13 protein-coding genes are annotated in these 18,770 nt (G+C 60.7%); 1 reads left to right on the forward strand and 12 read right to left on the reverse strand.

The features are described 5' to 3' along the window. Nucleotides 1–136: 136 nt before the first annotated feature. The 5 genes from NKH73_RS21935 to NKH73_RS21955 all read right to left on the reverse strand — a co-directional run bounded on the left by NKH73_RS21935 (nucleotide 137) and on the right by NKH73_RS21955 (nucleotide 7,323). Nucleotides 137–817 (reverse strand): redoxin domain-containing protein, encoded by a 681-nt coding sequence (locus tag NKH73_RS21935; RefSeq protein WP_352936436.1) that lies wholly within the window; start codon nucleotides 815–817, stop codon nucleotides 137–139. A gap of 18 nt (nucleotides 818–835) precedes the next feature. Continuing rightward, nucleotides 836–4,135, reverse strand: coding sequence for an ATP-binding protein (locus NKH73_RS21940; protein WP_352936168.1), 3,300 nt, complete (start codon nucleotides 4,133–4,135; stop codon nucleotides 836–838). Between the two features lie 289 nt (nucleotides 4,136–4,424). After that, the gene (locus tag NKH73_RS21945) at nucleotides 4,425–5,804 is read right to left on the reverse strand and encodes a hypothetical protein (RefSeq protein WP_352936169.1); all 1,380 of its coding nucleotides are present in this window, start codon (nucleotides 5,802–5,804) and stop codon (nucleotides 4,425–4,427) included. A gap of 96 nt (nucleotides 5,805–5,900) precedes the next feature. Then, entirely contained in the window at nucleotides 5,901–6,425 is a 525-nt protein-coding gene (locus NKH73_RS21950) for a GNAT family N-acetyltransferase (RefSeq protein ID WP_352936171.1), read from the reverse strand. A gap of 73 nt (nucleotides 6,426–6,498) precedes the next feature. Beyond that, nucleotides 6,499–7,323: a hypothetical protein gene (locus NKH73_RS21955; protein WP_352936173.1), complete on the reverse strand. Its 825-nt coding sequence runs from the start codon at nucleotides 7,321–7,323 to the stop codon at nucleotides 6,499–6,501. Between the two features lie 206 nt (nucleotides 7,324–7,529). Between NKH73_RS21955 and NKH73_RS21960 the strand changes: the two genes are divergently transcribed. Then, nucleotides 7,530–8,945, forward strand: a complete 1,416-nt coding sequence (locus tag NKH73_RS21960) for an adenylate/guanylate cyclase domain-containing protein (RefSeq protein WP_352936438.1) — start codon at nucleotides 7,530–7,532, stop codon at nucleotides 8,943–8,945. Between the two features lie 53 nt (nucleotides 8,946–8,998). Here the strand turns inward: NKH73_RS21960 and NKH73_RS21965 are convergent, their stop codons facing one another. The 7 genes from NKH73_RS21965 to NKH73_RS21995 form a co-directional block, all read right to left on the reverse strand. Then, nucleotides 8,999–9,478: a class I SAM-dependent methyltransferase gene (locus tag NKH73_RS21965; RefSeq protein ID WP_352936440.1), complete on the reverse strand. Its 480-nt coding sequence runs from the start codon at nucleotides 9,476–9,478 to the stop codon at nucleotides 8,999–9,001. 147 nt (nucleotides 9,479–9,625) lie between these two features. Next, on the reverse strand, nucleotides 9,626–10,807 hold the full coding sequence (locus NKH73_RS21970; protein WP_352936174.1) for an ABC transporter permease: 1,182 nt from the start codon (nucleotides 10,805–10,807) through the stop codon (nucleotides 9,626–9,628). Beyond that, a complete protein-coding gene (locus NKH73_RS21975) occupies nucleotides 10,804–11,802 on the reverse strand; it encodes an ABC transporter permease (protein ID WP_352936177.1) in 999 nt (332 codons plus the stop codon). Before NKH73_RS21975 ends, NKH73_RS21970 begins: the two co-directional genes overlap by 4 nt. A gap of 2 nt (nucleotides 11,803–11,804) precedes the next feature. Further along, nucleotides 11,805–13,703 (reverse strand): ABC transporter substrate-binding protein, encoded by a 1,899-nt coding sequence (locus tag NKH73_RS21980; RefSeq protein WP_352936179.1) that lies wholly within the window; start codon nucleotides 13,701–13,703, stop codon nucleotides 11,805–11,807. Next, complete coding sequence (locus tag NKH73_RS21985; protein ID WP_352936181.1) at nucleotides 13,700–15,595, reverse strand: ABC transporter ATP-binding protein; 1,896 nt, start codon at nucleotides 15,593–15,595, stop codon at nucleotides 13,700–13,702. Before NKH73_RS21985 ends, NKH73_RS21980 begins: the two co-directional genes overlap by 4 nt. 152 nt (nucleotides 15,596–15,747) lie before the next feature. Beyond that, a complete protein-coding gene (locus NKH73_RS21990) occupies nucleotides 15,748–17,082 on the reverse strand; it encodes an adenylate/guanylate cyclase domain-containing protein (RefSeq protein ID WP_352936183.1) in 1,335 nt (444 codons plus the stop codon). 232 nt (nucleotides 17,083–17,314) lie between these two features. Then, a complete protein-coding gene (locus NKH73_RS21995) occupies nucleotides 17,315–18,658 on the reverse strand; it encodes a nucleotide sugar dehydrogenase (protein ID WP_352936184.1) in 1,344 nt (447 codons plus the stop codon). Between the last annotated feature and the right edge of the window lie 112 nt (nucleotides 18,659–18,770).

Consider the following 18,770-nt stretch of genomic DNA (forward strand, 5'->3'; position numbering starts at 1 on the left):
CGAGATTCGCGGGGACCGCTCGCTCGATGACTTTGTCGCCACTGTCGAGGCTGTTCTCGAATGAACGGTGAACTTGTCAGTGTCACTTCAGTGTCCCGCCAGTTTACCTCGTTCGCAAGTCTATTGGGCGACTTGTCTATTGGGCGACTTGGGACACGGCTGACATCAGCTCCTGCGGGCTTGGCGCCGCAAACATGTATCGCCCACCCTCTGGAACCTCCGTGAAGCTCCAGCGGACGATCCCCTGCCGGTCCAGTAGGAACTGACCGACCAGTTGTCCGTGTCCCGTTGCCATCATCTGCTCGTCGGCTTCGGTCAGTTCGTAAGGGTCCTTCTTGCCGAGGATTTCGCCGGCCGCCAGAGGATCCATAGGACCGGGCAACTCGCTCGGTATGTCGACCCGCATATCCTTTACCGCTGCCATCGAAACCTTGTACGGCCAGTTCGTCTCGTTTTGAGTGAATTCGAGATTGGGAAGTCCGAAAGCACGATGTGAAGCGCGTTCAGGGTCGGAGGCCGCGAGCAGATTCGGTATCGGGTGGTAGCGGAAATAGAGACGCGCCCGTTCGATCGGCGTGTTGACCACCGTCAGGCTCTCCACGCCCTTTTCGCGCAGTTCCGGATCAAACCGCGCCTGGGCGGCGATATGGCGCCGGCAAAACGCACAATGCAGACCTCGAAACAGGCCGACCAGCACCGGTTTTTGTCCACGAAAGTCGTCAAGCGCAATCTTGCCTTCCTGGGTAATGGCGTCGAGAACCAAGTTCGGCGCACGGTCGCCCGGCTGAAGCGGTACCAAGTCACCACGCGCGGACATTTCCAACCTCCAACCCGGCTAGTCGAGAAAAGGCAGCACCACAAGCGCTTCCGGGTCGAGCCCGTGCTGGGCGCATATTCCCTGCGCCAGGGAAAAGTAGCGTTCGGCCTCGGCCAGATTGTCGAGGTCGAGATTAAGCGTTGCGAGACCATCATAGCACGGAAACAGCAGTTGGGGCTCGCCCGTTTCGCGGGCTACGTCGAGTGCTTCGTGGAACAAGCCAACCGCCAGTTCCGGACGGCCGTTGCACTGGTGGATCTGCCCAAGCACGATCAACGGCACCGGCAGATGCTCGCGCTGGTCGAGCGCCCGGTCGATCTCGATCGCCTTCTCGGCAGCAGGCACGCCCTCCGTTGGACAGCGATCCGTGAAAGTACAACAAGCGACCGCCAGATTGGCGAGGAGGCGCGCCTGGAAACCCAAATCACCAATATGGCGGGCCACTTCAAGACCGCGCCGACAGACCTCCATCGCCTGTGCCGGATCGATGGTCGTGTAAAGCACGCCGAGATTGGTGTAGCCGCGGCAGGCCGCGCCCAGTAGACCGGCGGCTTCGGCCAATTCGATGCTACGTTCAACCTGACGTACGGCTTCACGGTTTTGCCCGAGACGAGCCAGCGCAACAGCCTTGGTATTAAGCGCCTCGGCGGTCACGAGAGTGGCATCGCGCCCTACCTCGGAGACATGCTCCGTTGTCAGAGAGCGTACGCAATCCAGCGCCGCGTCTGCCCATTTTGCCGCGAGCGCGTGATCTCCGCTACGGAACGCCTGTCGGCCACGTTCTTGCCAGAGATGCGCCTGCTCGATCGGGGCATCCGCTCCATCGAGGAGCGCTGCCGCTTCAGCATAGCGGGATTCTGCGTTGTCCCGCTTGCCGACGTCCCAGAGCAGCCGACCGATCTTACGCAAAACGCGCGCCGACGCGACACGATTGGCTGACTCGCGGTATGCCTGCAACACCGTCTCGTAGTGGTGGTGCGCGATCTCGCGGCGGCCTGCCGGGCCGCTCAAATCGGCAATGCGCTCTGCAATTGCCAGTTTGAGCGGTGTTTGCCCGATCGCGCTCAACGCAGTCAGTGCTCGCTCGTAGAAACGAAGGGCGTCGTCGTTGGCGTATATCATGCGAGCGCGATCGCCCGCTGCCTGCAGGTAATGCGCGCCTCTCTCCCGCTCGGCGCTCTGTGCGAAATGATGACCGAGCACAGCCAAATCCTCGAGCCGTTCCGGCTTGTCGCCGCACAGTTGCTCCATGGCAGCACCGACCCGCCCGTGGATGTCCGTCCGGCGTTGCAGGAGCAGATTCTGGTAGATCACGTCCTGCAGCAATGTTTGCGTAAAGCGGTAGCTTTGCGACGAGACCGAGCCTGATCCGGCAACTTCCTCGATGATTTCCGCATCGCAAAGCAGTTCACAGCCGGCTTCCAGCCGGCCCGGATCGGCTGTCACGGCTTTCAGAAGTGTGGCATCGAAGCGTGGGCCGATTACCGCGGCTTCCTGGGCCAACCGGCGCACCTCTGGGGGCAGCCGGTCGACGCGAGCAAGCAACATTGCCTGGATAGTGGCGGGAATGCCGGTTGCGACATCGCCCGACACAGTCCGCCATCGCTGGCCCTCGCGCATCAGTACACCGCGATCGACAAGGCCGCGAACGATCTCCTCGACAAAAAGCGGGTTGCCGCCCGCGCGCTCGAGGATCTGGTCGAGAAGCCCTCCCGCGGAGTTTACCCAGCTCTCGCCAAAAAGCGCCGCCAGCAGGCTGCGTCCGTCTTCTTTGTTGAGCGGCGAAAGCCTGAGCGCTGTGTGACTGACCCGACTTGAGTCGAGTTGGGCGTCGTCCGGCGCCGGACGATGCGTGGCCAGCACCATCAACCGCGTGCGTTCCAACCTGTCCATCACGAAACGCAGTGCCTCGAGCGACACGGCGTCGGCCCAGTGCAGGTCTTCGACGACTATCAACAGCGGCGACAACGCAAGCCGCCGTTCGATGATTGTGCGGACTGCGTAGAGAATTTGCCGCCGCAGCTGCTCGGGCTCGACATGCTGCAAGGTGGCATCGGGGTCGCCAAGGCCAAGCACATGGTAGAGCAAAGGCATCAGTCGCGTCGCCTCCTCGCCCTGCAGGCCGAGATCGGTAAGCAAGCCTGCGAGCTTCCCCCGCATTTCGTCTCCATTGTCGTTCTGCATCATCCCGGCAGCGCTGCGCACCACTGCGCCCAAGGCGCCAAATGATTGTTCGCCCAGTGGTGAGCAGGTGGCTAGCCGCACGGCGACGTTGCGAAAACGATCCTCGTCGCCGACGCGGGCGACGAACTCCTTCACCAGCCGCGATTTGCCGATACCGGCTTCTCCGACGAGGCGGACAAGTTGGGCCGAACCGCTGCACGCCTGGTCAAGGCTTGCCATCATTCTATTGAGCTCCGCACCACGACCTATTATCGGCGCACTGAGGCCGATCGCCTCGAGCCCACGCGCGGCACGCGGCGCCGCAAGCGGTGCATCCAGTCGATGGACGAGCACACTGCCAGCCTTGCCGCGAAACACGACATCACCCAGCGACTCGTAAGAGAAGGCATGCCGGGTCAGCCTGTGAGTGAGCTCGCCTACCAGCACCTCACCCGGTGCGGCCAGTGATTGCAGGCGTTGCGCCGTATTCACTGTGTCGCCGGTCACCGAATAGGATTTGGCGGTGCCGATGCCCAATCCACCAGTAACGACGGGACCAGTGTTTATGCCGATGTGGAGTAACAGAGGCGAGCCGGAGTGGAAGGTGCTTTCGCCGAGCCGCGCCGTCCGGGCGATCATGTCGAGAGCGGCGCGAAGCGCACGTTCCGGATCGTCCTCATGCGCAACCGGCGCACCGAACAAGGCGAGCAGTGCATCGCCGATGAATTTGTCGACGAAACCACCGAAGTTTCGCACGGCCGCAGTCAATTCCTTGAACAGTTCATTCTGCAGCGCTTGCGTGACCTCGGGGTCGAGCTGCTCGCTGAGTGTCGTGAAGCCACAAAGGTCAGCGAACAGAACTGTTACGGTCCGACGATCGGCGTCAGAGACGGGATGCAGGCCATCTTCGCTTTCGATGTTCGGGCGCAGCGACGGAGTTCGAGAAGGCGGCACAACGGTCCGGCTTGGTGTGGGAGCAGGCCTTTCGACGGTTTTTGCGGGCGCACCGACGCTTGCCCCGCATTTCGGACAGAACTCGAAATCAGGTGCGCAGGGGTAGCCGCAACTAGCGCATGGCACGGGCTGGCGCCTGCCACACCTCGGACAGAAAGCGTAACCGCCCTCAACCTCGAAACCGCAGCCCGAGCAGTCCATAGGACATGACCTCACAAGGGGCCGTGACGGCGTGATCTCGCTACGCACTTCACGACCAGGGTATTTCACAAGGATGAACCGATAACCGTCGACCAGCAAGCGGCAGCACAAATGGGCATCAAGCGATCAGTATGGGTGGCGTGGCAGAGTGTTGCCGATCAGGCGGAAGCCGTCGTCGAAATCCCGAAAGGCATCAGCGCCAAGGAAGCGGCCGGATCAGACGCCAGAGGCTCACCCATAGATCGCCGTCGCTTGCGGTTGCGTACAGAAAATCAACCTGAAGTAAGGCTCAGCTCGCCTTGATCTTTGCCTGGCCGATCTTGCGCCATCGGGCGTTTTCGCGAACCAGTTTCAGGTCGTCGGTCGTCTCGGCAAATGTCCGCGAACGGTATTGCCGGAGCAGGTCCGGGAAGAGCGCCCCTTCCGGCAGGCCGGCAAGCTGCTCGCGGACCGAGATCTTTTCATCGATGACCCGCATGCCCCAGGCATTCTCCCGAACCTGCAGCTCCGCAGCCAGATCGCGCTCTTCCGGCGAGTTTTCATCTAGCGCAGCCAGCAGGATAGAGTGGAAAAGCGCTACATAACCAATCTGTCTCAGGCCGCCCACAACCCGCACGCGCGGCAATATGGCAAGGACGAGGAACATCAGGAACAAGTTCGGCAGCAGCACGCCGTCCAGCAGCGCCTGCCTGAGATGCGGCCGCTCGAACGGGATGGAAAGACCATGCGGCCTGTCAGGCTCGATCAGGTGCCCGTTCTCGAGGACAAGCTTGCGCACGCGCTCCTCGCGGACGCCCCAGAAATAGGCCGTGGCATTGGGCAGGAATCTGCCAAATGGGCTCGATGCGACCGCTTGCAAGGCACATTCAAGACGCTGGCGCCTTGCGGGCTCGGTGAGCAGCCTGGAAAGAAGGCTGCCATCATGTTCTAGATGCCGCGCCACGACAGCCGCAGCGAGCCGATCATCGATGAAAACCGGCAGGGCCATGCCGGAACGATCCCAATCGGCGACCAAATCCTCGTTAAGGGCTGTAAGGGCATCGGCGGCGGTTCCAAACACCTTGTCCTGACTGGCAAGCAGTGTGCCCAGCCAGCGGCTGGCATCGGTTTCATCGCCCACCGCTTCGAGCGCGCGCTTGTTGAGGGAGACGGGACCGGCCGCGCAGGCGCTTTTGCGGCACAGTTTGTGGCGCCCGATGCCAAACAGGTTGACCTTGTCGTCGCCGACGTCGAGCCATCCCGGCCCCTCCCGGCCAATTGTCTCCATGGTCATCGTCGTTCCCATGAAGCCGAAGAAGGCCGACAGCCCGTTTTCGACCGCTCCGAGCCAGGCAAGCAGGAGGGCATCGAAGGTGATCCGGTCCATCAGAAGCAGGCAGTGCAGGCCGGACTGAATCACCGGTCTGTGCTCGAATTCTTCGAGGGCCCTGCCGATCTCTTCAGGCTGCATGATCACCGCAAGGCGCTGATGCAGGACTTCGCGCAGGATCGAGCGGGCAGCGATCGCCGGGCCCGATGCAGGCCTTGCCACCGGCCGCCACAGATGACGAGCATAATCGGAAACCGGTGCATTCCAGTTCTGCTCGATGTCACGTACGACTTCCGGGCAGAGCAGCGACAGCACAGCCAAAATTTCCACCGGAGGCGCAGGGGTTGGGTCGGCGGTCATTGGTCCCGTCTAGCCGCTTGCGGTGCAAACGCCAAGTGAGACCAGACTTGCCGGATGCGGCCGCCCACACATAGATCATCAACTAAACAGCGGATCTCAGAACCGCAGCCGTGCCATGCTCAGAAGATCGTGGTACTGCCCGTCGGTAAAACCGGCCTTCACATGCCGGCCTTCGACCTCGAAGCCGTGGCTTGTGTAGAGACGGACGGCCGGTTCGTTGTCGGCATAGACGGTCAATTCGACCCGCTTCAGAGCGCGCCAGTTGTCGGCCACGTCAAGCAGCGCGCCAAGTATGGCAGAGCCGATGCCCTTGCCGACAAAGGCATCGTCAAGGCCGATATTGATCTCGCCGATATGCGAACGGCGCGGCGAACCCTGCACGACCAGGCTGCCATGGCCGACGACCTTGCCGTCCAGCTCTGCAACGATCCAGGTGGTTTCCTGTCCGGACTTAGCGATGCGCCGCTCCACCTGCTCCACCATCTCGAAGGGCATTCTGAGCGTGCCCCAGCGGAAGCCCGGCATGTTGAAGATAGCGCAGAGCGCCTCCGCATCGCTTGGCCGGACGGCCCGGAGCTGCGGCTGGATTTTCCCTTGGGATGGCGAGGTCGTGCTGGTCATGGCGCTCCTGGCGAAGGCAATCGGCCCGGCACGATGCACCGGACGTCACCTAAAAATCCAGCGTCTCTGCAACCTATGATTCCGATTGCGAGCTAAAATACCGGGAGGCGGCGTAGAGTTTGAAGACGCCGCTGATGCCGATCCAGCCGAAAAGGGCGAGCCAGCACAATGTCCCGGTCGCCGTCCAGTCGATCCGGTGCACCGCAGCGTCGGTGATGACGACGCCAAGGATGGCAAGCAGGCCAACCAGAAACTGCGCTAGGCCGAGCACCAGCAGTTCCTCGCGCGGCGTGCTTCTCCAGACGAGATACACACCGCCCGCACCGGCGAGGAAGATAGCGCTATAGACCTGAGCGTGAAAGGCATCGACCGGCCATGGCCAGATGCTGCTGAATGTCAGGGGGAACAGCAATAGGCCGACGCCATAAAGCCCGAGGATCGCCGATTCTACCGGCATGTAGCCGCGCCATGCGGGGTTTAAGGTCACGCCTTTTGCATAAGGGCGCCCCCTGGTCCGCCACAGAAACAGCCCAGATACCGCGACCGAAGCAAGATAGACCAAAAACCAGAGCCAGGGCGCTTTGCGCTCGAAGTTGAAATAGCCGAGATTGATGAACGAAGCCACCGAGACGATGACGGTGAAGATGAAGGCCATGACGAGCACGAGCCTGCCGGGCGACCAGCGGTTCCACACCAGCAGCGCCGCCATCACGACCATTTCGGCGGTGTAGAAGCCGCCGAGGAAGCGGGCATTGAACGGCGTGACGGCCCAAGGCCAGCGCGGCTTGACCAGCACCGGCGCGAAAAACAGGCCGGCGCCTACGATGAGGACGATGATGACCCCCACTGAAAAAAGGCGCAGGGCCGCGGGAAATGGCGGATTGTCGGATGTCGGCATGGGGGAAAGTCCCAGAGATGAATTCCCCATGGACTTATCATAATGCCGCTTGCGGCCGGTGAAAATCCGCCCGAATGGAAATTGAACTGTCACCGGCTTATCCATTCGAATGGCCGTACGGTCCGTTTCGAAGTAAGATGGAGCGCTCGGACCGAAAACCGGTCCGGCCAACACGCCTCTAGGGTGCATTTCCCGGAGCCTGCATGATGAACGAAGCTCAGGATCTATTCTCGCTTCTGCGCCAATCGACCGATGTCGATCCACTGGCAATCGACGCGATCAAACGAACCATCGAGGAGGGCAACGACCGCGAGCTTTGTCGCATCAATGCGCCCGCCTTCGCCAGCAAGCATGGCCTCGACGAGGAGCGCGCCATAAGCGCCTTTCTCCATGCGGCACGGGTGGGCATCTTCGACATTTCCTGGAATGTTCTATGCCCCGGCTGTGGCGGCGTGCTTGACACCAACGCCACGCTGAAAACCTTGCAGAAGGACGAATACACCTGCGCACTGTGCTCCGAGGGCTATTCTGCGACCCTCGACGAGATGGTCGAGGTGACATTCACCGTCAGCCCCCGCGTGCGTAGGATTGCCGCCCACAATCCACACGAATTGCCGTTGATGGAATATTTCCGCCAGATCTACTGGGGGTCCGGCGTCGATCTGCCGGAAGAGGATTTCGCGAAAAAGATGGAAGCGTTCTCGCTGGAGGATATCGAGCTTGCCCCCGGTGAAAAGGCGGTTCTGCCCATACAGCTTCCGTCTGAATTCGTCATCGTCTTCGAGCCGGTCACCCATTCAGTGCAGTTCATCGACGGGAAGGGCGAACCAACAAAAGAGCGCCGAAGCCTCTCTTTGGTGTTCGACCGCGACCATGTCCAGAACCAGACGCTGGAGATGCAACCCGGCCCGTTGCGCATTTCGCTGGAGAACAGGACCGATGCCCGCGTGCTGCCGACGGTCTTCATCGCCGGCCAGGAATTGCATGATTTCCTGGGCAAACGCCGGCCCTTCCTGACCGCCAAGCGCCTGCTCACCAACCAGACTTTTCGCGATCTCTATCGCACGGATACACTCGACATCAACCAGCGCCTGAAGATCACCAGCCTGACCTTCCTGTTCACTGACCTGCGCGGATCGACCGAGCTTTACGAGCGGGTGGGCGATCTTTCAGCCTTCGATCTCGTGCGCGAGCATTTCCAGGTTCTGCACGAGATCGTCGCGGCGGAGGCTGGCGCGGTGGTGAAAACGATCGGTGATGCGGTGATGGCGACCTTCGCGACGCCTGATCGTGCGATTGCTGCGGCCCTCAGAATGCGCGATGCCATGCGTGAGCTCAACGACAAGAGCGGGCGTGAGGATCTGCTGCTCAAGATCGGAGTCCATGCCGGCCCCTGCATCGCCGTGTCCATGAACGAGCGGCAGGACTATTTCGGCCAGACGGTCAACATTGCTTCGCGGGTCCAGAACCTTGCCAACGCACAGGCGATCTTCGCCACTCGTGCGGTGGTTGACGACAATCTCACCGCCGATCTGCTGCACAGGAACGCACTGACGCCCGTGCCCCACGAGGTATCGCTGCGCGGCATTGAGCGGGAGATAGCAGTCTATACGATTCCCTGAAAAACTTGGCCCCTGAAGATTTGGCCCCTGAAGATTTGGGTCGTCTCGGCCCCTCAGACGCGCCTGCAGAGGAAATAACGATCGGCGGGCTCCGAAGTCGGCGGCGGGAGGCGTTGCAGCAGGGGATGATCGAGCGGCGTGCCACTGACCGCGAAGCCGCCGACGCGAAGCATGCGCGCAATCAGATCGGGAAGCCAGGTAGCGGTCACTGCATCGCGATCGTCATAGCCGGTGCCGATGTCGGCATGAACAAGAGCGGCGTCGATGCCAATGAACTTGCGGGCCGTCTCGCGTATTTCGCCGAGCACGAGGTTTTCAGCTTCGGGAATTGAGCTGGCGTGTGCGCCAACTTCGCGGTCGAACACCACGATCCGGCGCCCGGGCAGGCGCTCGCGCAGATGGTGGAACGTCCGGCCATTGCCGAGGCCGAGCTCGAGCACAAGCCCCTCCATCTTCGCCACCTCGGGGCAGATTTGATTGAGAATGTCGCGCTGTGCGGTCATCCTGCTGATGAAGTTATCAAGGCGACTCATATGCGATTTATGTCCTGAACCAGCAGCCCCGATCGAGGCTTGCCGCATATAGAGGCGAACGACAAACCCTGCAATAACCCAACCGGCCGCCGACAAGCGTCATACCGGGCGCAGTCGTCGGCAGGGCCGCGCGGCGGAACAGCGATCTCACTTGTAGGGGTCCGCGGCGTCCCGTAAGCCGTCGCCGAGGAAGTTGAACGCCATGATGACGAGAATGACGGGGAGCATCGGCAAAAGCAGCCATGGATAGAACGCGATGACGCTGACACTGCGCGCCTCGGTGAGCAGGATGCCCCAGCTGGTTATCGGCGCCCTCAGGCCGAGCCCGAGGAAACTCAGCGCCGTCTCGCCCAGGATCATGCCGGGGATGGAGATCGTCGCCGTCGCGATCAGATGCGACATGAAGCCGGGAATGAGATGCCGCCCGATGATGCGGCTGCTCCTGGCGCCCATCAATTGCGCGGCCAGAACGTAATCCTCCTCGCGCAAGGCTAAAAGCTTTGAACGCACGGCCCGCGCCAGTCCGGTCCAGTCGAGCAGCCCGAGGATCACGGTGATGCCGAAATAGATCAGGATCGGACTCCAGGTTATCGGCATGATCGCCGCCAGGGCCAGCCATAGCGGAATACTGGGGATCGATTGCAGAACTTCGATTATCCGTTGAACGATCAGGTCGAAGATACCGCCGTGATAGCCGGCCAGTCCGCCGATGACAATGCCGAGCAGGAAGCTGAAACTGATGCCGACGAGGCCGATTGTCAGTGAAATGCGTGCGCCATAGATGATGCGCGAGAGCACATCGCGCCCCAGCCTGTCAGTGCCGGCTAGAAAGAGCTGGCCGTTTTCGGCAGGGCAGACAAAATGCCTGTCACCTTCGATCAAGCCCCAGAACTGATAACTGTCGCCCTTGCAGAAGAAACGGATCCGCTGAACATCATCCTTTTTCTCGATGTAGTTCCGCTTGAGCGTGTCCATATCCAGCGTCATCTGGCGGCCATAGACGAACGGACCGACGAATTGGCCGTCGTGGAACAGGTGCACCCGCTGCGGCGGCGAATAGATGTAGTCCATGTTGCGCGTGTGCAGATTGTAGGGCGCCAGGAACTCGCAGATCAGTATCCCGAAATAAAGCGCTGCCAGGAATATGCCTGATATAACGGCAACCCGGTGCTTCCGGAATTTCCACCACATCAGCCGCAACTGCGACGCCTGAAAGACCTTCGACTGCTCCGGCGTCATCGCCTCGACCGACTGCAGGTCAAAGGGCGCGGTGGAAACGTAGTGCTGCAGTGGAGCACCCGGAGCGGGCAGGGGTGAATGCGTGTTCATTTGGTGCTGCCGCCCTGCAAACGAATTCGTGGATCAAGCAGCGCCAGCGCCAGGTCGGAAATCAGGACACCGATGACCGTCAGGAAGGCGAGGAACATGAGGAACGACCCTGCCAGATACATGTCCTGGCTTTGCAGCGCCTTGATCAGCATCGGCCCGGTCGTTTCCAAAGACAGTACGATCGCCGTGATTTCGGCGCCGGAGATGATGGCCGGCAGGATAGAGCCGATGTCGGAAATGAAGAAATTGAGCGCCATGCGCAGCGGATATTTGACCAGCGCCTTGAACGGATGAAGTCCTTTGGCGCGCGCCGTCACGACATATTGCTTGTGTAGTTCGTCGAGAAGATTGGCGCGCAGCCGCCGGATCATGCTTGCCGTGCCTCCGGTGCCGATGATCAAGACCGGAATCCAGAGATGGGCGAGGATCGACTTCGCCTTGGCCCAGCTCATCGGCTCGCCGAGATATTGCTGGTCCATGAGATGGCCGATGGATGTGCCGAACCAGATGTTGGCGAAATACATCAGGATCAGCGCCAGCATGAAGTTCGGAATGGCAAGGCCGAGAAGGCCGAAGAAAGTCAGGCCGTAGTCGCCCCAGCTGTATTGATGCGTGGCGGAGTACATGCCGATCGGAAAGGCGATGAGCCAGGTGAAGATGATCGTGACGAAGGAAACCAGCACCGTCAGCCACATTCGGTCCCCGACGACGTCGCGAACCGGCAGCTCATATTCGAAGGAATAGCCGAAATCGCCGTGCAGCATCCCGCCGACCCAGTAGAAGTAGCGAATGACCGGTGGCTGGTCGAAACCATATTCCTCGCGCATCATCTCGATGCGATCGGAATCCACCGCTTCGCCCTGAGCCCGAAGCTCGGCAACATAACTGTCGAAATAATCGCCTGGTGGAAGTTCGATGATGGTGAACACCAGTGCCGATATGACCAGCAGTGTTGGAACCATCACGGCGATGCGCCAGACAAAATATCGAAGCACGCTCAGGTGTCTCCAAGCCAGAATGTATCCGGCATGTAGACACCGAAATAGGCGGTCGGGTCGTAGCCGTAGAGCGCCTTGTCAGGCAGATTGCGCAGCCGCGAGGACACCAGAACCGGCTGATGCGTTCCGTTCACGGTGCCGATCGAAAACACCTGATCGGTGTAGATCGACAGCATTGAATTCCAGATTTCGGCGCGCTCCGTGGTTTCGGTCGATGCGTTCCAGCGCTTGAGTAAACCCATCAACTCGACCACTTCAGGAAGATCGGGCGCCTCACCCATCTTGCCGTGAGATAAGTAGTAAGCACCCCAGAGCGGCCATTGCAGCTGGTCGTCGATGGTGGGGGCCAGCTGGTACGGGTTCATGTCGGCGGTCGGCACGCCATTGTCGATGCCCGACCACATCGACATCATGACCTGGCCGCCAAGCGCGCGGCTGCGGAAGATATCGCGCTGCGAAGTCCGGATGAACAGGGCGATGCCGATCTTGCGCCAGTGATCGGTGATGAGTTCGAGCGCGTCGGTTTCCAGCGTGCTTTCGCCGGCCGTTTCCACGATGACCTGCGCAGGGCGTCCATCGGGAAGTATCCGCAGGCCGTCATCGTCACGCGTCTGTAGCCCGACCTCATCGAGCAGGGCATTGGCCTGGTCGGGATCATGGGCAACCCAGGCTTTCGCGAATTCCGGCCGATAGAGCGGGCTCTCCGGCAGGACCGTATCGGCACTTTCCTGCGCCAATCCGTAGAACACAGCCATATTGATCTCGCGCCTGTCTACGGCGAGCGAAAGGGCGCGGCGCACGCGCACGTCACGAAGAAGGCCACGCCACACTTGGTCGGAACAATTCAGATTGGGCAGCAGCGCCAGCCGCGAACCCTGTGTGCGTTTCCACAGATGCATCTTCACCGGGTAGCGCTTCTCCGCGTCCTTAAGGAAGGAGTAATCGCTGAAGTCGATCCCCATGCATTGCAGGTCACTCTCGCCCGCACCGGTCTTGGCGGAGATGATTGCCGACGAGCTGACATTCATGACGATCCGGTCGACATAGGGCAGTTGCCGGCCATTCTCGTCTATTCGATGAAAGAACGGGTTGCGCTCGAAGACGAATTGCTCGGCCGGCGGTTTGGTCCGGTTCTGCCAGGGATCGAGCGTCGGCAGTTCCGGATTCTCCGGGCGATACTGCCGCGACATGCGGATATGCAGGAGCGTCCATTTCTTGGCCCGGTTCTCCTTCATTAGGCCGGCGAGCCGGAATGGATCCTGGTATTTCTTGTGGAACTGCTTGAGATAGGCGGCCGGCAGAACAAGCGATAGCGGCGAAGCAGCAGCGAGCTTGGGCAGGAAGTCGGGATTGGGCGCATCCCAACTATAGCGGACCGTCAACGGATCGACGATCTCGAAGCGTGGCGGCCTGCCGTCCGCCAATAGGGTCGGGGCAAGCCCGCCTTGCGAAAGCTCATCGTTCAGCCAGACATCTTCCCAGCAATAGCGAAAATCCTCCGGCGTCAGCAGGCTACCGTCAGACCATTTATGCCCTTCCCGAATCTTGAAAGTGAAGACGCGATCATCTGCTACGTCGAAACTTTCGAGAATGTCGGCTTGCAAGTTAAGCTTTTCGTCATAGCCGACCAGGCGAGCATACCCGTAGATGGTCATCATCCGGATATCTTTCTGGCTGCCGATGATCGTGCGCAGCGTGCCGCCATACTGGCCGGGCTGCCGGTCCATCGCGGCGAGGTTCAACGCGCGCGGGCTCTTGGGCAGGCGTTCGGCGAGCGCTGGCAACGCCTTGGCCTTCAGCTGCGGCTGAAGAAATTCCGGCTCCAGGTCGCCGGCACGCGACGTGCCCGGCAGAAATGCCGAAGCCATGAGTCCAAGGACGGTGCGCCGGCTGATCAATGGCGTAACTCGCCGACATCGGCCGTACGCCGGGCCAGCACGAGGTGGCCGCCGCCAAGGTCGAGCGACGACAGCATATCCTCGTCGCCTTCCTCGCGGAATTGCGGTCCCCATGCGCTGGTGTCGGAAGCGCCGCCGAGCTTCAGCGCCTTGAAATCCATCGGCCTGTCGAGATCGGGGAAAGGTACTGCGGCGACCAGTGAGCGAGTGTAAGGGTGGACCGGTTTCCTAAGCAGAATTTCGCGCGGCGCGAGCTCGACGATACGCCCGCCGCACATCACCGCGATGCGGTCTGCCATGTAGTCCACCACCGCCAGGTTGTGGGATATGAACAGGTAGGTCAGACCCAGTTCCTTCTGCAGGTCCTTCAGAAGGTTCAGGATCTGCGCCTGGACAGAGACATCGAGTGCCGAAACCGGCTCGTCGCAGATCAGGAGTTCAGGCCCCAGCGCCAACGCGCGCGCGATGCCGATACGCTGACGCTGCCCGCCGGAGAAACTGTGCGGATAACGTTTGATGAAGCGCGGATCGAGCCCGATTGCCTGCATCAGGCTCTTGACCGTGGCAAGTCGGGACGCGGTATTGCCACGTTGATGGATTTCCAGCGGCTCGCTCAAGATGTTCTCCACCGTCATGCGAGGTGAAAGCGACGAAACCGGATCCTGGAAGACCATCTGGATTTTCGCGCGCAGCATGCGCAGGGCGTCTCCCTCGGCTTCCAAGACGTCGATCGGACCATCGCGGCCGTTGAAGATCACAGAGCCGCCGCTAGGGGTGACAGCCCGCATGAGGATCTTGCTGACGGTGGTTTTGCCGCAGCCGCTTTCGCCGACAAGACCCAGGCACTCACCCCGCCTGATATCGAAGCTCACGCCGTCCACGGCGCGAACAGAGGTTTGATGATCTCCGCCGAACCATCCCGACTTGCGGATGGTGAAGGTCTTTGCCAGATCCCTGACCGACAGCAGGATGTCGTCCGGCCCCGTCGATACCGGCGCCGTCTGCTTGCCGAGCAGGTTCCCGACATTCACCGGCACCTCGCGGAGCGCCTTCAGCCTTTCGCCAGGCTTCAGGTCGAAATGCGGAACGGCTGCCATCAGGCCCTTCAGGTAAGGGTGGCCTGGCCGGCGGAATATCGCCTCCACAGGCCCCGCTTCCATGATCTCGCCATGGTACATGACCACCACCTCGTCGGCGACATTGGCGACCACGCCAAGGTCGTGCGTGATCAGCAGCATCGCCATGTTCAGCTTCGTCTGAAGCTCGCGCAGCAATTGCAGGATTTGCGCCTGGATGGTGACGTCCAATGCCGTCGTCGGCTCGTCGGCGATCAACAGGGCGGGCCGGCAGATAAGCGCCATGGCGATCATGGCGCGTTGACGCAATCCTCCCGAAAGTTCAAAGGGATACATGTCATAGGCGCGCTTGGGGTTGGGAAAGCCGACAAGGCCGAGCATTTCCTCGGTCCGCGCCTTGCGCTCCACCCGAGCCATGGGCGTATGAATCTGCAGGGATTCGCTGACCTGATTGCCGATCGTGTGCAGCGGCGACAGTGATGTCATCGGCTCCTGAAAGATCTTGCCGATGCGGCGGCCTCTCAACGCCCGGATTTCGGGTCCGTCACGCGGCATCTGCAGGATGTCCTGCGTCGTGCCAGGCTTTTCAGGATCGGAAAACAGGATGCGGCCGCGAACATGGGCTGTGTTCGGCAAAATGCCCATCACTGCCTGGCTAAGAACCGATTTTCCGGAACCGGACTCGCCCACAAGCGCGGTAACCTTGCCGGGCAGGACGCGAAGATTTGCACGCCTGACGGCATGCAATGGTCCCCCGACAATGGCAAAAGAGATGCCAACATCCTCTATCCGCAGCAGATCAACGCCCGAATTCATTCGCACCCCAGCCCCACTCTGGCAGGTCCAGAAGGCGAGACTAGCGTATTGCGCGCCTAGAGCAACTTGGATTCGGAACAGTCGCCGGTTCCCTGGCGGACCCGGCGGCCGGACTGCATACCAAAGGTGTTCGGATCAGATCGTGGTGGCGGTTACTGGAGCTTCCTCGGGTCGCCCGCCGACAGCCGCGCGGCATCGCGATGAAGCAGCATGACCTGCTCGGCGTCCGATATCCGGTCGTGAATCGGCGCAGCGTCTTCATCGAGTGCGAGAGCACCCGACAGATCGGGCGAAAGCACCGTCAGCTTCTGCTTGATACCAGCCAGTTCCTCCTTGCCGAGCGTCAGCCAGCTGTTGGCGCCGCAATAGCCGGCAAAGTCTTTGCTGGCGAGAACGCTGTGCGGATATTTCTTGGTCAGGGTCTGGAGGCGCTGGACCTCGTTTACAGCCGAGCCGAAGACAGAGAATGTGAGCCGGTCTGTAAGTCCGACGTTGCCGAACATCACGTTGCCGACATGCAGGCCGATACCAAAATTTATGTCGCTCAACCCCTGCTGCTTTCTGCGCAGGTTGAGCTCCATCATGCGAGCGCTGGCCTTGTGCGCTGCCGCAAGAGCAGCCTGGCAGGCGATCTCGGACTGCGAGCGGTGCCTTTCGCAAGGGTAGACGGCAATGAAGCCATCCCCCAGGAAACTCATGATCTGCCCGCCTTTGCGATTGAAAGGTGCAGCAATGGCATCGAAAAACTGGTTCAGCGTATCGATATAGATTTCGCGGCCGGAGGTTTCGGCAAGCCTTGTCGACCCGCGCATATCGGCCATGACCAGTGCGGCCCGGATGGTGTCGCCTTCGCCGCGCTTGATCTGGCCGTCCAGCACGCGCCTGCCGGCGTCGCCGCCGAGATAAGTGGTCATCATGTTGTCGGCGAGCTTGGTGAGCACCGCCATTTTGGTTGCAATAGCGAGATGGTTCTGGATGCGCAGCAGCGCCGAAATCATGCTGTCGCTGAAGCCTGCAGCACTGTCGGTGGACCAAGACCCCAGCATGCCCTGACTGGTGTTGCCGCCAAAGGGATGGACGAAAGCCATGTAATCGGTGACGCCCATACGTCTGAGGTCATCGAAAACAGGAAACTCTGACCGCACCGACGGGTCGAGCCGGCGCCGCAGATGGTCGAGCTTGTTGCTGAGCAGATGGTAGTATGGGCTGGTCAGGAATCTGTCAGAATGAACGCCGTTCTCACTGCGGAAGCCTTCCACTTCCAGGCCCTGGCCGCGAAGCCAGGTGAAGCCAAGCGCGTCATAAAGCGGATGAAGCATCGAAAAGCTCAAATGCACCCGCTTCAGCGGCAGGCCGGCAGCAGCCAGCCGTTCACAAAAGCCCTTAACCAATGTTTCCAGGTCGTTGCCCGCCAGCGCCGATTGGGTCAGCCAATCGGCAACCTTATCCATGAGAATGGTGGAAATTTCTGCTTGCGCTGTGCTCATGCTCTCTCGAAACCCGTCGAAGACGAGCCATCTCCTTTGATCCGCCATTCAATCGAAGTCAACAAAGCCGGCTTCGCCGACAAAAGCCGGCGAAGAATTTCCCGGATGGTCCTTGCAGGAGGGAAGCTGGCGGAAATCGCATCTATCTCCCGGAACATTATGTGGCGAGACTGCCGGCGGAGTGCAATCCCGATCCTGACATCGGGCAAAAAATTCGCCGGCTCGGCCACCGTTAGGCCTTCACCACCGTCTCTCGGGCTAGCCCGAGGCGGCCAAAAACATTGCGTGTGTCGACGATCAGAAGAGCGTGATCAGCGATCGACTGATAGTCGATCGCGTCGTGGTCGGTTGCAACGACGACAGCATCGAAATCCTTCAGGGCCGCCTCGGTCAATTCGACCGAGCGACGCCCCTTGACCGCCATATGCTCCCGTGTGGTCGGGATTTCGGTAACATGGGGATCGTGGAATTCTGCGTTGCCGCCCCATTCCTCGATGAGTTCAATGAGCCGCAATGAGGGGCTTTCGCGGATGTCGGGGACATTCTTCTTATAGGCGAGCCCGATGATGAGAATGCGCGAGCGGCTGAGCGCCTTGCCGCAGCGTCGGTCCAGCGCCTTCGCCAGTTCATCGACCACATGACGCGGCATGGCCGTGTTTATCTCTGCCGCCAGCTCGATGAAGCGGGTCGGCAGTTCGTATTCGCGTGCCTTCCACGTCAGGTAGAAGGGATCGATCGGAACGCAGTGCCCGCCAAGTCCAGGGCCAGGATAGAAAGGCATGTAGCCGAAGGGCTTGGTCTTTGCTGCCTCGATCACCTCCCAGATGTCGATGCCCATCGCACCGAGCACGACCTTCAACTCGTTGACGAGGGCTATGTTGACCGAGCGGAAGATGTTCTCCGTCAGCTTGACCGCCTCGGCGGTCGCCGTTGTGGAAACCGGAACGACGGTCTTGACCACACCCTGGTAGAAAGCCTGAACGAGCGTCGCCGCTTCAATGCCGTCACCTGCCACGACCTTGGGGATCGTCGCGACTTCAAAGCTGCGGTTGCCGGGATCCTCGCGTTCGGGCGAGAAGCCGAGGAAGAAGTCTATCTTCGACTGCAAGCCGGTTTTTTCCAGTATGGGCTTGATCACGTCGTCGGTGGTGCCAGGATAGGTGGTCGATTCCAGCACGATCAGCTGGCCGAGACGTAAACGCTTCGCGATGGTGCCTGCCGTGTTCCTGACAAAGGAGAGGTCCGGCTCTCGGTGTTTCGTCAGCGGTGTCGGAACGCAGATGATGATGACATCGCAGACGGCCAGTTCGGCAAAATCCGCAGTGGCGCGGAACCGTCCGCTCGCCATCTCGCTGGCAAGGGCTGTCGACGTCACCGCCTCAATATAGGATTGGCCGTTGTTCAGGCTCTCGACCTTCTGGGCTTCGACGTCGAAGCCGGAAACTGGGAAGCCGGCGCGTGCGATGGCAACCGCCAGCGGCAACCCGACATAACCCAGTCCGATCACGCCGACTTGCGCGGCCCGCGTCGAAATCCGGTTCAGAAGACGGTCATATGTCGATCGTGAGGTGTCCAAAAATCTGCTTTCCCGTCAATTCGGACAGACTATCCGCTCCCGTGGCGAGGTTCACCATGATCCCGAGAACATGGCCGAGGCATATTGCGGAAAATCGGTTTCCGCAAGCCGT

It is taken from the genome of Mesorhizobium sp. M0938 (genome assembly GCF_040319125.1).
In the GTDB taxonomy this organism is placed as follows: Bacteria; Pseudomonadota; Alphaproteobacteria; order Rhizobiales; family Rhizobiaceae; genus Mesorhizobium; species Mesorhizobium robiniae.

Excerpts from the sequence above, each read along its gene's own strand:
- NKH73_RS21935 (WP_352936436.1), bottom strand. The coding sequence starts at position 817 with ATGTCCGCGCGTGGTGACTTGGTACCGCTTCAGCCGGGCGACCGTGCG.
- NKH73_RS21940 (WP_352936168.1), bottom strand. The coding sequence starts at position 4,135 with ATGGACTGCTCGGGCTGCGGTTTCGAGGTTGAGGGCGGTTACGCTTTC.
- NKH73_RS21945 (WP_352936169.1), bottom strand. The coding sequence starts at position 5,804 with ATGACCGCCGACCCAACCCCTGCGCCTCCGGTGGAAATTTTGGCTGTG.
- NKH73_RS21950 (WP_352936171.1), bottom strand. The coding sequence starts at position 6,425 with ATGACCAGCACGACCTCGCCATCCCAAGGGAAAATCCAGCCGCAGCTC.
- NKH73_RS21955 (WP_352936173.1), bottom strand. The coding sequence starts at position 7,323 with ATGCCGACATCCGACAATCCGCCATTTCCCGCGGCCCTGCGCCTTTTT.
- NKH73_RS21960 (WP_352936438.1), top strand. The coding sequence starts at position 7,530 with ATGAACGAAGCTCAGGATCTATTCTCGCTTCTGCGCCAATCGACCGAT.
- NKH73_RS21965 (WP_352936440.1), bottom strand. The coding sequence starts at position 9,478 with ATGAGTCGCCTTGATAACTTCATCAGCAGGATGACCGCACAGCGCGAC.
- NKH73_RS21970 (WP_352936174.1), bottom strand. The coding sequence starts at position 10,807 with ATGAACACGCATTCACCCCTGCCCGCTCCGGGTGCTCCACTGCAGCAC.
- NKH73_RS21985 (WP_352936181.1), bottom strand. The coding sequence starts at position 15,595 with ATGAATTCGGGCGTTGATCTGCTGCGGATAGAGGATGTTGGCATCTCT.
- NKH73_RS21990 (WP_352936183.1), bottom strand. The coding sequence starts at position 17,082 with ATGAGCACAGCGCAAGCAGAAATTTCCACCATTCTCATGGATAAGGTT.